Consider the following 12,611-nt stretch of genomic DNA (forward strand, 5'->3'; position numbering starts at 1 on the left):
AAGGGGGCGGCCGTGGATACCGGGTGGGCAACCGGTGAAACAGTAGTGGACATGACCGGTCGGTAGCACCCTCTTAGAGAGCGGTTTCTCCATGCTGTGATCTGTGCGTCCGGGCAGTGGGCGAACGGCTGTTGACGCCGAATCAGACAGCCCCCGCGCGAGGCCGTGCCGACCGCTCTGGTCACGCGCCGACGGGTTGCGCGCCGGCCCGAGGCGGGCTGCGCGTCATCCCGAGGCGGAAGGGTCCTGGGCGGGGAGGCGAGCTGGGGTTCGAGCGGGATGTGTACGGTCGTACATATCGTGCGTACACTCGTACACATGGGATACGCGTTCCTCGCCGGGGCGATAGCTGCCGAAGTCGCCGCCACCACCGCCATGAAGTACAGCGAGGGCTTCAGCAAGCCGGGGCCGTCCCTGGTGACCCTCCTCGGGTACATCGTGTCCTTCGCGCTGCTCGCCCAGTGCCTGAAGACCCTGTCGATCGGCACGGCCTACGCGATCTGGGCGGGGGTCGGCACCGCGGCCGTGGCCGCCCTCGGACTGGTGCTCTTCGGGGAGGGCCTGGGTCTCGCGAAGATCGCCGGCATCGTGCTGATCGTCGGCGGGGTGGTGGTCCTGAACCTCGGAGGTGCTCACTGATGCCCCGGCGCTACGACCCCGAGCGGCGGCAGCGGATCGTGGACGCGGCGATCCGGGTGGTGGGGAAGAAGGGCCTGGCCGGACTGAGCCACCGCTCCGTCGCCGCCGAGGCCGACGTGCCGCTCGGCTCCACGACGTACCACTTCAAGACCCTCGACGAGCTGATGGTCGCCGCACTGCGGCAGACGAACGAGGGCTTCGCCAAGGCCCTCGCCGAGAACGGTCTGCCGCAGTCCACGGAGAGCGACCTCGCGGCGGACCTCGCCCATGCCCTGGGGACGTGGCTGGGCGGCGACCGCACGGGCGTGGAGCTGGAGTACGAGCTGTACCTCGCGGCCCTGCGCCGGCCCGCCCTGCGCCCGGTCGCCGCGGAGTGGACGGAGGAGACGGCCGAGCGGCTGTCCCACCGCACCGACCCGGTCACCGCGCGGGCGCTGCTCGCGCTGATGGACGGGATCTGTCTCCAGGTGCTGCTGACGGGGGCGGAGTACGACGAGGAGTACGCGCGCGAGATGCTCCGACGGGTACTGGAGGGCTGACCCCCCTGGACAGCCGGTGCGCGGTGCCGGGCCCGGCTCGTGAGACGGCTCGTTCGCCGGTTCGCCCGCGCGCCCCCCGCCACGTTAGGTTTCCCTCATGACCGACACGACTGCTCCCCGCACCACCGGTGCCGTGGCCGCCGGCCTCGCCACCATCGCCACCGACGGCACCGTTCTCGACACCTGGTTCCCCGCGCCCGAGCTGGCCGCCGAGCCCGGCCCGTCCGGCACCGAGCGGCTGTCTCCCGAGCACGCCGTGGAACTGCTCGGCGAAGGCGCCGCGCGGGCGATCGGCCCGGATGCCCGCCGGGGCGTCGAGGTGATCGCGGTCCGCACGGTCATCGCCTCCGTCGACGACAAGCCGATCGACGCGCACGACGTCTATCTGCGCCTGCACCTGCTCTCGCACCGCCTGGTCAAGCCGCACGGCCTGAGCCTGGACGGCATGTTCGGCTTCCTCGCCAACGTCGCCTGGACCTCGCTCGGCCCGGTCGCCGTCGACGACGTCGAAAAGGTGCGCCTCACCGCCCGCGCCGAGGGCCTGCACCTCCAGGTGACGTCCGTCGACAAGTTCCCGCGCATGACGGACTACGTCCTCCCGAAGGGCGTCCGGATCGCCGACGCCGACCGGGTGCGCCTCGGTGCCCACCTGGCCGAGGGCACGACCGTCATGCACGAGGGCTTTGTGAACTTCAACGCCGGCACGCTCGGCACCTCCATGGTCGAGGGCCGTATCTCCGCGGGTGTCGTGGTCGGCGACGGTTCGGACATCGGCGGCGGCGCGTCCACCATGGGCACGCTCTCCGGCGGCGGCAATGTGATCATCTCCATCGGAGAGCGCTGCCTGATCGGCGCGGAGGCGGGCGTCGGCATCGCCCTCGGCGACGAGTGCGTCGTCGAGGCCGGCCTGTACGTCACCGCCGGCACCCGGGTGACCATGCCCGACGGCCAGATCGTCAAGGCCCGTGAACTCTCCGGCGCCTCCAACATCCTCTTCCGCCGCAACTCGGTCACGGGCGCGGTCGAGGCCCGCCCGAACAACGCGGTCTGGGGCGGCCTGAACGAGATCCTGCACAGCCACAACTGATCTTCGGCGGCCGTGACCTGCGGCCGCCTAATCGATCACCGCTCTGACCTGCTGCTGAGCTGTCGGCAGTTGTCGACGTTGGTCACCATCGAGCGCCCTTCCACGGCCCTAGGACGGCCCGGGAGGGCGCTTGTGCGTTGTGGGAGACGGCCGCCTTGTAAGGGCGGGGATGAGGGAGGACCCCGGTGCGCAGGTCACCCCCGCCCTGAAGAGCTCGCAGGCCACCGGCGCATCTCAGCCGATGCGAGCCGCTGTTGACCGTGGTTGACCGCTCTATCTGGCACGGCTGTGGCACGCGCTGTGAGACCAGGCGCTTAGAAGGCGCTTGGCGGGTTGAGGCTCATCCTCGCGTTGACCTGTGTCTATCCCTCAGCTGGACGCCCAACAAGCCGGATTTCGACACGGATTCGACAGGCGCCCAAGTCTGTCTGGCGCCGCAGTCTGTTGCTGCGGGGGCTGATGGGGCTCTAGGTGACTGGTGTTAAGCGGGCCTTCCTGGGCGTGCGGTGTCGCCGTTGAGGGCGTCAGGATCGTGTTGCCGGCTGGTGCTCGGGTGGCCTGTGGGCGGCTCGTGGCCGTCTCGGGGACTGTTGAGGGTCTTGGCGCGGCCGCGTGCGGGTCGTTGGCGTGGTCCTGGGCCTCTTCGGGCGGTCAGCCGGTGGTGACCGCCCAGTTTCCACCGGCTGTGGACATGACTGCGAGCACGCCGAGCCGCGCGATGTTCGTGGCAGCGGCCAGCAGGGAGAAGTCCGCGGCGACCTTGGCGCGGCCACGCACCCGGGCACGGCGTCCACCGTGCCGTCGTCGCATCAGGTGGGCGATCTTGCGTTCGACTTTGGGGCGGGTGGCCCGGTAGGCGGCCAGCCAGGCGGGGTCGGTGCCGCGTGCCCGGCCCCTGGCCAGGTGCACCTCGTGCGGGCCGATGGTGATGACGCGTCCGTTCCTGGCGGTAGTGCACTGGGCCGCTAGCGGGCAGGCGGCGCAGGCGGTCCCGAAACAGGCCGCCCCACCGCCGTCAGGCTTCGGGCGGATCGGAGCGGTCACCTGGTTCGGGCAGGTGACCTGCCCCGCCTCCAGGTCGATGGTGAAAACGTCCTTGGAGTACCGTCCGCCAGGCGCGTTGGCCGCATGCACCTTGACCATCACCTCGACGCCGGCCTGGTCCAGCTCGGCCAGCAGCGGTCCGGTCCCGTAGGCGGCGTCGCCGTAGACCTCGGCCCGCTCGCCTGCGGCCTGCGCGTCCGGGGCGGGCGCGTGGAGGATGTCGGCCAGCAGCTCGGTGGCGGGTTCGGCGTCGCCGGCGTTGCCCGCCGTGATCGCGGTCGCGGTGATGACCTCGCTGTCGGGGTCCTCGGCCACGTGACCCTCGTAGCCGTCGAAGGACCGGCGGACGGTCTTGTGCCCGTGCCGGGCCTCGGGATCGACCGTGGAGATCACCCGGTCCGCGGCCACCTTGCGGGCGATGCGGAAGGCGTCCCCGTCCCGCTCCAGGTCTTGGCCGAGCACGGTGGCCAGCAAGTGCGCGGCTTGAGTCACGTCCTCCTGCAGGACCCGGCCGTCCAGCACAGCCAGCAGCGCGTATCCGTCCCGGGCCCGCGAATCCACCAGGGCCTCCCGCTCGGCCGCGTCCGTCCAGTCGATGACCGGCTTGGCCATGTCGGTGTAGGCGTCGCCGCTGGAGAGTACCGCCCGCAGCTGGGCCCGCAGCACGTGATCGGCCGCCCGCAGCAGACCGCGGATCGCCGAGCGGATCAGCGTGACGGTGTCCTGCGTGGCCACCGCGTCATAGATCGGAGCCGAGTCCAGCACCCGGCGGCGGCCGACCAGCCCCGCCCGAGCGGCGACCTCCACCGTCCGCTGGAAGATCCGGTTCGGGCAGTCAGAAGCGGCCAGCCGCGCCCGCATGTCCACCAAGACGGTGTGCACGAACCCCGGATGGTCGAAGTCCAGCCCGCCGGCGGCGTACTTCCAGCGCACATCGAAGGCGAACCGCTCGACCGCCTCCCGATCGGACAAGCCCTCCAGACGCTGCAGGACCATCACGACCGCCACGATCATCGGCGGCACCGACCTGCGGCCGTCCTCGGCGAACATATCGGCGAACATCTCATCGGGGAACAACGCCCGGCACTCGCGGTGCAGCACCACGTAGATCGAGTTCGGCGCCAGCCGACCCTCGCAGAAACCCGCCGTGGAGGAGAGCAACCCCGGCTGCATCGGAGTCCGGCCCACTGCCATCGCTCAACCTCTCCCCACACCCAGCGACCAACACCCGGCACCCTGGCACATGCTGAAGACCCAATGCGAGCTCACACGATTAACACCAGTCACCTAGAACGGCTCTGACCAGAGTTCCGTGAAGCCCCGTTTCGCCCCGCACACAACAGATGCCCAGTTCGGATGGCCCATGCGCCTATCCGAGTGCCTTCCGGACGTCCCACGAGCGGGGGACGCGCGCTGAGGGGTATGTCGTTTCGAGCAAGGCGGCCCTGGGATCGATGAGGAGATAGCTATGTACGCAGTGGTTCGGCGGTACGAAGGGGTGACGGATCCTGCCGAGGCGGGACGCCGAGTGGACGAGGGATTCGTCCCCCTCCTCCGCCAAGTCCCCGGCTTCGTGGCCTACTACTGGGTTGACGCCGGGAATGGAGTGATGGTCTCTACCAGCGTCTATGAAGACCAAGCCGGGGCCGACGAGTCAGTCAAGCGGGCGACGGACTTCGTACGGGACAACCTCGCGTCGTTGCTTCCCAACCCTCCTCAGGTCACGGCCGGTCACGTCGTGGCTGTTGGGTAGCAACCTCCGCAGTGGGGCTGGATCCCCAGTATCCCCGTGCTGCTGACCTGGCCATTCACAAAACTCCGACCAGAGCCGTTTTGTCTCTGTCCGCAGTCCCGTGATCGGACAACGCCAACGCCCCTCACCAGCGCAGTAGGCTGGCTGGGTAACTGATCACGGCATCGAGTTCCTCGCTTTTCGTCCGCATGTTGTGCCGGCGGTTCTCGCTCTGACGAGTCCCTCATGGCAACGCGACGTGTGGCTTCAGCCGGAGGAACTCGAGGATCTGGGCTACGTGGTCAACGTGCTGTTCGACGACTTCTGCAACGCTGACGACTCGGGTGAGCACCGCTTTAGGAGTTCATCCCCTCGCGCGTGCGCGCTGCCGCGTCCCTACTCCAGGGGCTCAAGGCAGTCCACCTGTTACCGCCAAGGTCCCCATGCGTACGGCTCTGTTGCCGTCATCTTCTGCCGTCAGGAGCCGCAAAGCACCAGCCTCCGTCTGACCCGGGGCGGTTCACATCGCCGAGCACCGCTGGCGCTGGGCGAGAGTAGATCACGGCCGCTGTGCGAGCGGCCCGGCTTCCGGTTCGCCGCCGGTCCGGCGGGGAGGAAGCTGGCGATGTGCCGCCCCGGTGGTGGGGCGGCCGGGCGGGACATGGTCTGCCGCCCGGCGTGTCCGTGCGGGTCAGTCGTGGTCGGTGGTGACGGCGACGTGCCGCCAGGCGTCCATTTCCTTCTTGACGCCGGCCAGCTTGGCCTCGAAGGCCTGGACGGTGTCGCTGCCCAGTTGGAGGCGCAGCGGGGGTTCGGCGGCCGCAGCCATCTCGACAATGGCCTTGGCGCCCTTGACCGGGTCGCCGGGCTGGGCGTGATTGATCCCGGGGACGGCATCGCGCATCGCGCCGGACGTGGCCGCGTAGTCGTCGATGACGTGGACGCCTGTGGTCAGGCTGCTCGGGTCGAGGAAGTCGGTGCGGAAGAAGCCCGGCTCCACAATCGTCACATGCACGCCCAGCGGGGCGAGTTCGTCATGGAGCGCCTCGGTGAAACCCTCCACGGCGAACTTCGTCGACGCGTATACACCCCATCCTGCGAAACTGACGAAGCCGGCGATGGCGCCGATGTTGATCACGTGGCCGGATCGCTGGCGGCGCAGGACGGGCAGGACGGCGCGCTGCACGGCAAGCACCCCGAAGACGTTCGTCTCGTAGACCGCGCGGACCGCGTCGGCGTCGGCCTCCTCCACTGCGGCCAGCAGACCACTGCCAGCGTTGTTGACCAGCACGTCGATGCGGCCGAAGCGCTGAACGGCGGCTCTCACGGCGGCCTCGATCTGGCTCTGATCGGTTACGTCCAGCGGTACCGCCAGCAGGGCATCGCCGGCGTCGGGGAACTGCCTGCTGACACTTTCCGCGCTGCGGGCGGTCGCCACGACGTGGTGGCCTGCGGCCAGTGCCGCGCGGGTGATCTCCGCGCCGAGGCCACGGGACGAACCTGTCACAAACCACACACTCATCGATTACTCCTTCAATGCTCTCCGGCACCATGGCCGGCGGTTCTTGGGTGCCGGCATCGCGGCCTCCTTGCGTGTTGCGCCGCGGCGGGTGGTCCGTCCTCGGGCAGGACATTCAGACAATTAACCTTCTAGGGAACCTGTTTCTCTGTAAGATTTTGAAAAGTCCCGAAAACCGTCCACGTTCTCCGCGACGACGATCGGTCCCGACAGCAGTGACCGGGAGCAGCGGCTGCCGCGATGTATCCGACGACGACCACGGCAAAGACCCGGCCTGGCACCTGCAGGAACCGCTTCCCCTGGCGCCCGAAGACGTCCGAGCTGCCTCGCGGTCGAGGCGTGGGAGACGACCCTGGGGCCCCACCGTCCGGCGAGGGAACCGGCACGGCACCTGACGAGGTACGGCGCGCACCCGTGCGAGGTCCGGTCAGCGGCCTGACGGCGATCCGAGGATGCGTCGGGTCAGCAGCGCGCTGCCGACGCCCACCAGGACGGCTGCGGCGGTCCACGCCGGGTGCCAGGGGTTGAGCCCGAGGGCTTGGTCGATGGACCAGCGGCCGGGTCCGGTGAGCGTGAGTGCGGCCGGCAGGATCATGAGGACGAGCGGGTATTCGTAGCCGTTGTTTTGCACCCAGAGCCCGTTGCGCCATTTCACGGTGATGGCGACGGTCATGACTCCGGCTGCGATGGTGGCGGCCAGGGGGGTGAGCGCTCCAGCGGCCAGCAGCAGGCCCGCAGTGATCTGTCCGCCGCCCGCGGCGGCGGCGGTGAGTCGGCCACCGCGGAACCCGTCTGCCCGGAATTCTGCCGCTCCGCCCTGGATCCCGTGGCCGCCGAGGCGGTGGCTGACCTTCTGGATCCCGTGCCCGGCCAGCAGCAGGCCGACGGCCAGTCTCAGGATGAGCAGTCCGGTGTTCATGACACTTCCTCGTGCGCAGGTAGGGGGTTGGGTAGCGGTGGGTTTGGGTGCGTCACAGGACGAAGCAGGCGTCGAAGATCTCGGGGGCGGTTTCGGGGGTGAAGCCGCGGGCGGCGCGCCACTGGCGGTGCTGTTCGGATTCGGCGACCACCTGGCCGAGGAGTTCGGCCTGGCGGGCGCCGGAGATGCCGGGCTTGACGGTGGCCTGGTAGCCGCCGAAGTGCGCCACCGGGCTCCAGGCCGGGCTGATGTGCGGGAGCTGCTCGTCCAGGCCCTCGTACTCGGCGGCGGCGTAGACGATGCGGCCGCCGGTGACGGTCAGGAGGGACTCGATGTGCGGGATGTCGGGTTCGGGGACGGTGAAGTAGTCGTCGGACAGGATGGCCAGGTCGCCGTAGTAGCCGGGGGCGAGGATGCCCTTGACGTCCTGTTCGCCGGTGAGCTGGGCGCCGGCCTGGGTGTACATCTGAAGCGCCTTCTCGCGGGAGACGCGGTTGTCCGGCGGGTAGAGGGTCAGGTCGCCGACGGTGCGGCCGGCCACCAGCCAGTGCAGCGCGACCCAGGGGTTGTAGGAGGAGACCCGGGTGGCGTCGGTGCCGGCGCCGACGGTCAGGCCGCGCTCCAGCATGGCGCGGATCGGCGGGGCCTCGGCGGCCGCGCCGGCGCCGTAGCGGCGCACGAACGCCTCGCCCTGGAAGGACATCCGGTTCTGGACGGAGAGGGCGCCGCCGAGGGCGGCGATGCGGTCCAGACTGTCGCGGGAGACGGTTTCGGCGTGGTCGAACAGCCAGCGGTTGCCGGCGGGGAAGAGGCCTTCGGCGGCGAGTTTCTCGAAGACGGCGAGGTCGCGGCGGATGGTCTCGTCGTAGGTGGCGTGCAGGCGAAAACCCCAGCCGTTCTCCATCAGCAGGCGCACGGCCTGTTCGAATTCGGCTTCGTAGGGGCCCAGTTCCGGGCGGGGCTGGGTGAAGTTCTCGAAGTCGGCGGCGGCCCAGGTCAGGTTCTCGCCCGCTCCGTTCAGGCGCAGCCATTCGTCGCCGTCGCCGGGGCGGACCATGCCGATCCAGCGTTTGAGGTCGGCGATCTCCTGACCGCCGGTCTGCGGGAAGAGGTGGTAGGCGATGCGCAGGGAGAGCTGTCCGGCCTTGGCCAGGTCGATGACGGTGCCGTAGTTGTCGGGGAAGTTCTGAAAGCCGCCGGCGGCGTCGATGGCGGAGGTCAGACCGAACCGGTTGAGTTCGCGCAGGTAGTGCCGGGTGGAGGTCTTGAGGTCCTCGCCCATAAGGGTGGGTGCCTTGGCCAGGGTGGAGTACAGGATCAGGGCGCCGGGGGCGGCCAGCAGCATGCCGGTGGGCTCACCGCCGGGGCCGCGGACGATCTGCCCGCCGCGGGGGTCGGGGGTGTCCTTGGTGAAGCCGGCCGCCTTCACCGCGGCCCGGTTCATGATCGCCGATTGGTAGAGGTTCAGCACGAACACGGGGGTGTCGGGGGCTGCGGCGTTGAGTTCGGAGATGGTCGGCAGGCGCTTCTCGGCGAACTGGTCGGCGGAGAAGCCGCCCACCACGCGCACCCACTGCCCCTTGGGGGTGCGCCTGGCCTGCTCGCGGAGCATGGCCAGGGCTTGGCGCAGGGTGGGGACACCGTCCCAGCGCAGTTCCAGGACGTAGTTCAAGCCGCCGCGGATGACGTGCAGGTGGGAGTCGTTCAGGCCGGGGATGACCCGGCGGCCCAGCGCGTCCACCACCCGGGTCTGAGCTCCGATCAGGTGCAGGATGTCGGCGTCGTCGCCGACCATCGTGACCTTGCCGTCCTTGATCGCGACGGCGCTGGCCTGCGGGTGTACCGGGTCGCCGGTGTGGATCTTGGCGTTGCGCACCACTACGTCCGCGATGTGGGCCGCGGGGTAGGCGATGCCCAGGTGCACGTTGCGCACCATGGCCTCGGCGTTCTCGGCGTTCTCGGCGGTGGCGGGGGAAAGGCCAGCCACAGGCATAGTGGCCATGGAAATCATCTCCAGTGGGGGGTTCTCAGAAGCTGTGTGGGGGTGGAGCGGCTGCCGCTGGGTCCCGGTGAGGTGGGCAGGGGCCGGGGCGTTGCGTCAGCCGGCGGATGAGCTGCGGGGCACGGCCCAGACGGCGCCGGCGGTGCCGATCGTGCTGGCCAGCAGGGGCCAGCCGAGCCCGACGTGCTGCACGAGCACGGCTCCTGCCAGTGCCCCGGCCAGCATCGCCAGCACCGAGGCCACTCGGCGGGCGGCCCGCGGATTGCTGCCGCCTGCCAGGCTCGAGTCGGATGCCAGGCCGGTCAGGGTGAGGGTGAGGACCGTCGTGGTCACGTCCGGCACGGCGAGTTTGCGGACCGTGGCGTTGCGCAGTCCCATGGCCAGTGCGATCAGGGCGATCGGCGCATAGACCGCATGAGGCGCGGCGAAGGCGACGGTGGTGGCCGTGGCCAGCAGCACCGTTTCGAGCACCAGGATCCGGCGCAGCCGGTGCGGCGCAGTGCGGCGGCGCATCACGCCTTCCAGGCGGCCGGCGAGCACCGCACCGGCCAGGAAGGCGGCCAGCGACGCCAGCGAGCCGAGCACCGAGAAGCCGGGTACGCCGGCGGCGGCGAAACCGATGATGACCACATTGCCGGTCATGTTCGCGGTGAAGACATGCCCCAGGCCCAGATAGCTGACCGCGTCGATGAGACCGCTCACCGCCGTCACCGTCATCAGGGCCGGCAGCAGTGGTTCACGACGGTCCGAGCCGTCCGCCGACCGGGCGCTTGCGGTGTTGCTGGGATGCACGGTGTCTCCATGGAGCCATACCGGGCCGGGACGCCATCTCCCGCGTCCCCTCGGGTGGTGTCCCGGCCCGGTAGCGATGCGCCCTGTAGGGCGGGCTGGTGAATAGCTCAGCCGGCGGCGTGGGCGCCGATGACGGACTGGGCGTAGACGACGCCGAGGCCGTAGGCGCCGCCGTGCTCCTTGACGATGTCCATGACGGGCAGGTAGGTCTCGGTACGGGCCCAGTCGCGCTGCAGCTCCAGCAGGACCTGGATCCAGGTCACCGGCACCGCACCGGCGTTGATCATCCGCTGGAGGGCGTGCTCGTGGGCCTGCAGGCTGATACCACCGGAGGCGTCGGCCACCACGTACACCTCATAACCCTGTCCGAGCGCGGAGAGAGCCGGCAGGACCAGGCAGACCTCGGTCCACAGGCCGGAGAGGATGATCTTCTTGCGGCCGGTGGCCTTGATGGCCTCGACAACCGCGCTGTCCTCCCAGGCGTTCATCGTGGTCCGGTCGATGATCTCCTGGCCGGGGAAGACCTCGGCCAGCTGAGGCAGGATCGGGCCGGAGAACGACTCGGCGGCCACCGTGGTCAGCACCACCGGGACGTCGAACGCCCTGGCCGACTTCGCCAGGCCCACGGTGGCGTTGATGATCGCCGTGCGGTCGCCGCTGCCGGTCCCGAAGAACATCTGCGGCTGGTGGTCGACGAACAGCATCACGGCGTTGTCGGGAGTCAGCAGGTCCGGGCTCGGGGCGGCCTTGACACTGTGGAAGTTGAACATGATCGTGCGCCTTCACATTTGCGGCGGCGGAGCCAACTGATGCTCCGATCCAAGTACGAGCAATTGCTTGAACGCTTAACAGAATCGCTGGCTGTGACAGTCGCGTCCAACGAAGATTGAAGACCGCAACCATCGCTCTGAGCGATACTTGGAGGGTGGAAATGCGCCAGCTCGAGTACTTCGTCGCCGTCGCCGAGGAAGCGAACTTCACCCGTGCCGCCGCACGGCTGCACGTCGTCCAGTCCACGGTCTCCGCCACCATCAAGAGCCTCGAGCGAGAACTCGGCACGCCACTGCTGGACCGCAACTCCAAACGCGTGCTGCTCACCGACGCCGGTGCCGCCCTGCTCCCGCGCGCCCATGCCACCCTCGACGCCGCCCGGGAAGCCGCGGACGCGGTGGCCGAGGTCCGCGGCGGACTGCGCGGCACACTGCGGCTGGGCACGATGATCTCGGTCGGGCTCCTCGACCTTCCCGCGCTCCTCGGCGAGTTCCACCGGCGTCATCCCTGCGTGCTCCTGCAGACCAGCGCCGCCCCCTCCGGCTCCCAGGGCCTGATCGACGCCCTCCTCGAACGGCGGCTCGACCTCGCCTTCGTCTCCCTGCCCGGACCGAGCCCGACCGGCATCACGCTGACCAACCTCACCACCTCGGTGCTCGACCTCGTCGTGCCGACCGACCATCCGCTCGCGAAACACCGCACCGTGCCGATCACCGAACTGGCCGGCCTGGACTTCGTCGACTGCCCCGTGGGCTACGGCAACCGGACCGTTGCCGACCGGGCCTTCGCCGCCGCCTCCGTGGCCCGTCGCATCGCCGTCGAGATCACCGAACTCGCCACCGGCGTGGCCTACGTCCGCAACGGCCTGGGCGTGGCGCTGCTGCCACGGTTCGCCCTCGGCGACGCGGAGAACGTCGCCACGCTGACCGTCGACGACGCCGACCTGGACTGGCCGATGTCCCTGGCCGTTCCGTCCGAGCGCACGCCCAGTGCTGCGGCACGTGCCATGATCGCGATGGCGTGCGAGTTCGTCACCTGACCTGGTCCGTGCCGCGCCCAACTCCGCCACCCCCAGCCACGGCCGTGCGGGGTGGCCGGCGCGCGGTTTTCCGACGGGCGACACCACGACCGCAAGCTCCGCGCGGCGGTGTCGGCGATGGCGCCCAGGCGACCCGGCCGGCGGGCCGGACCGCCTGGGCGCGACGCGACCAGTTCTGGTGCAGCACGGTGTACAACGCCTCGACCTCGTGCGGGAGCACGAGGCCGTTACCGGCGACGGCCCGGACGGCCCAGACCCTCGGGTAGGTGGCTGACCTGCTGGTGCCCTAAAAGTGCAGGTACTGATCAGCCGACCGGCTGACCAGCAAGGCAGAACAGGTCCACGGCTCTGACCAGTTCAGATGCCGTGGGCTTCTGTCATTGTTGGTGGACCTCGGGCACCCTCGCACGGCCCCGTGACGGCCCAGAGATCGCGGCATGCAGCCAAGCGCTTAGAAGGTATGGGCACCACCCTACGAGCTGGCCCTTGGCGCAGACCGTTGCTCACCAACCGCTGCCCAGGTCCGCA

11 protein-coding genes are annotated in these 12,611 nt (G+C 69.6%); 5 read left to right on the top strand and 6 right to left on the bottom strand.

Translation table 11 applies throughout. The features are described from left to right. Positions 1-318: 318 nt before the first annotated feature. From ACFY2Z_RS02350 to dapD, 3 genes are all read left to right on the top strand, one after another. On the top strand, positions 319-639 hold the full coding sequence (locus ACFY2Z_RS02350) for a DMT family transporter (protein ID WP_390742282.1): 321 nt from the start codon (positions 319-321) through the stop codon (positions 637-639). Then, on the top strand, positions 639-1,178 hold the full coding sequence (locus tag ACFY2Z_RS02355) for a TetR/AcrR family transcriptional regulator (RefSeq protein ID WP_390742283.1): 540 nt from the start codon (positions 639-641) through the stop codon (positions 1,176-1,178). Before ACFY2Z_RS02350 ends, ACFY2Z_RS02355 begins: the two co-directional genes overlap by 1 nt. A 97-nt stretch (positions 1,179-1,275) precedes the next feature. Beyond that, entirely contained in the window at positions 1,276-2,265 is a 990-nt protein-coding gene (dapD, locus tag ACFY2Z_RS02360; RefSeq protein ID WP_311699450.1) for a 2,3,4,5-tetrahydropyridine-2,6-dicarboxylate N-succinyltransferase, read from the top strand. A 651-nt stretch (positions 2,266-2,916) separates the two neighbouring features. On the opposite strand, the gene ACFY2Z_RS02365 is transcribed toward dapD, so the two are convergent. Beyond that, complete coding sequence (locus ACFY2Z_RS02365; protein WP_390742284.1) at positions 2,917-4,503, bottom strand: IS1182 family transposase; 1,587 nt, start codon at positions 4,501-4,503, stop codon at positions 2,917-2,919. A gap of 274 nt (positions 4,504-4,777) precedes the next feature. On the opposite strand from ACFY2Z_RS02365, the gene ACFY2Z_RS02370 reads away from it, so the two are divergent. After that, positions 4,778-5,062, top strand: coding sequence for a hypothetical protein (locus tag ACFY2Z_RS02370; protein WP_390742285.1), 285 nt, complete (start codon positions 4,778-4,780; stop codon positions 5,060-5,062). A gap of 670 nt (positions 5,063-5,732) precedes the next feature. Here the strand turns inward: ACFY2Z_RS02370 and ACFY2Z_RS02375 are convergent. The 5 genes from ACFY2Z_RS02375 to ACFY2Z_RS02395 all read right to left on the bottom strand — a co-directional run bounded on the left by ACFY2Z_RS02375 (position 5,733) and on the right by ACFY2Z_RS02395 (position 11,043). Further along, a complete protein-coding gene (locus ACFY2Z_RS02375) occupies positions 5,733-6,563 on the bottom strand; it encodes an oxidoreductase (protein ID WP_390742286.1) in 831 nt (276 codons plus the stop codon). Between the two features lie 424 nt (positions 6,564-6,987). Then, a complete protein-coding gene (locus ACFY2Z_RS02380) occupies positions 6,988-7,479 on the bottom strand; it encodes a DoxX family protein (protein ID WP_390742287.1) in 492 nt (163 codons plus the stop codon). 52 nt (positions 7,480-7,531) lie between these two features. Then, on the bottom strand, positions 7,532-9,415 hold the full coding sequence (locus ACFY2Z_RS02385; RefSeq protein WP_390742428.1) for an amidohydrolase: 1,884 nt from the start codon (positions 9,413-9,415) through the stop codon (positions 7,532-7,534). Between the two features lie 162 nt (positions 9,416-9,577). Beyond that, positions 9,578-10,273 (bottom strand): YoaK family protein, encoded by a 696-nt coding sequence (locus ACFY2Z_RS02390; RefSeq protein ID WP_390742288.1) that lies wholly within the window; start codon positions 10,271-10,273, stop codon positions 9,578-9,580. A gap of 107 nt (positions 10,274-10,380) precedes the next feature. After that, positions 10,381-11,043 (bottom strand): hydrolase, encoded by a 663-nt coding sequence (locus ACFY2Z_RS02395; protein WP_390742289.1) that lies wholly within the window; start codon positions 11,041-11,043, stop codon positions 10,381-10,383. A gap of 161 nt (positions 11,044-11,204) precedes the next feature. On the opposite strand from ACFY2Z_RS02395, the gene ACFY2Z_RS02400 reads away from it, so the two are divergent. Next, positions 11,205-12,083: a LysR family transcriptional regulator gene (locus tag ACFY2Z_RS02400; protein WP_390742290.1), complete on the top strand. Its 879-nt coding sequence runs from the start codon at positions 11,205-11,207 to the stop codon at positions 12,081-12,083. Positions 12,084-12,611 lie beyond the last annotated feature (528 nt).

It is taken from the genome of Streptomyces sp. NPDC001222 (assembly GCF_042896945.1).
Classification (GTDB): domain Bacteria; phylum Actinomycetota; class Actinomycetes; order Streptomycetales; family Streptomycetaceae; genus Streptomyces; species Streptomyces gibsoniae.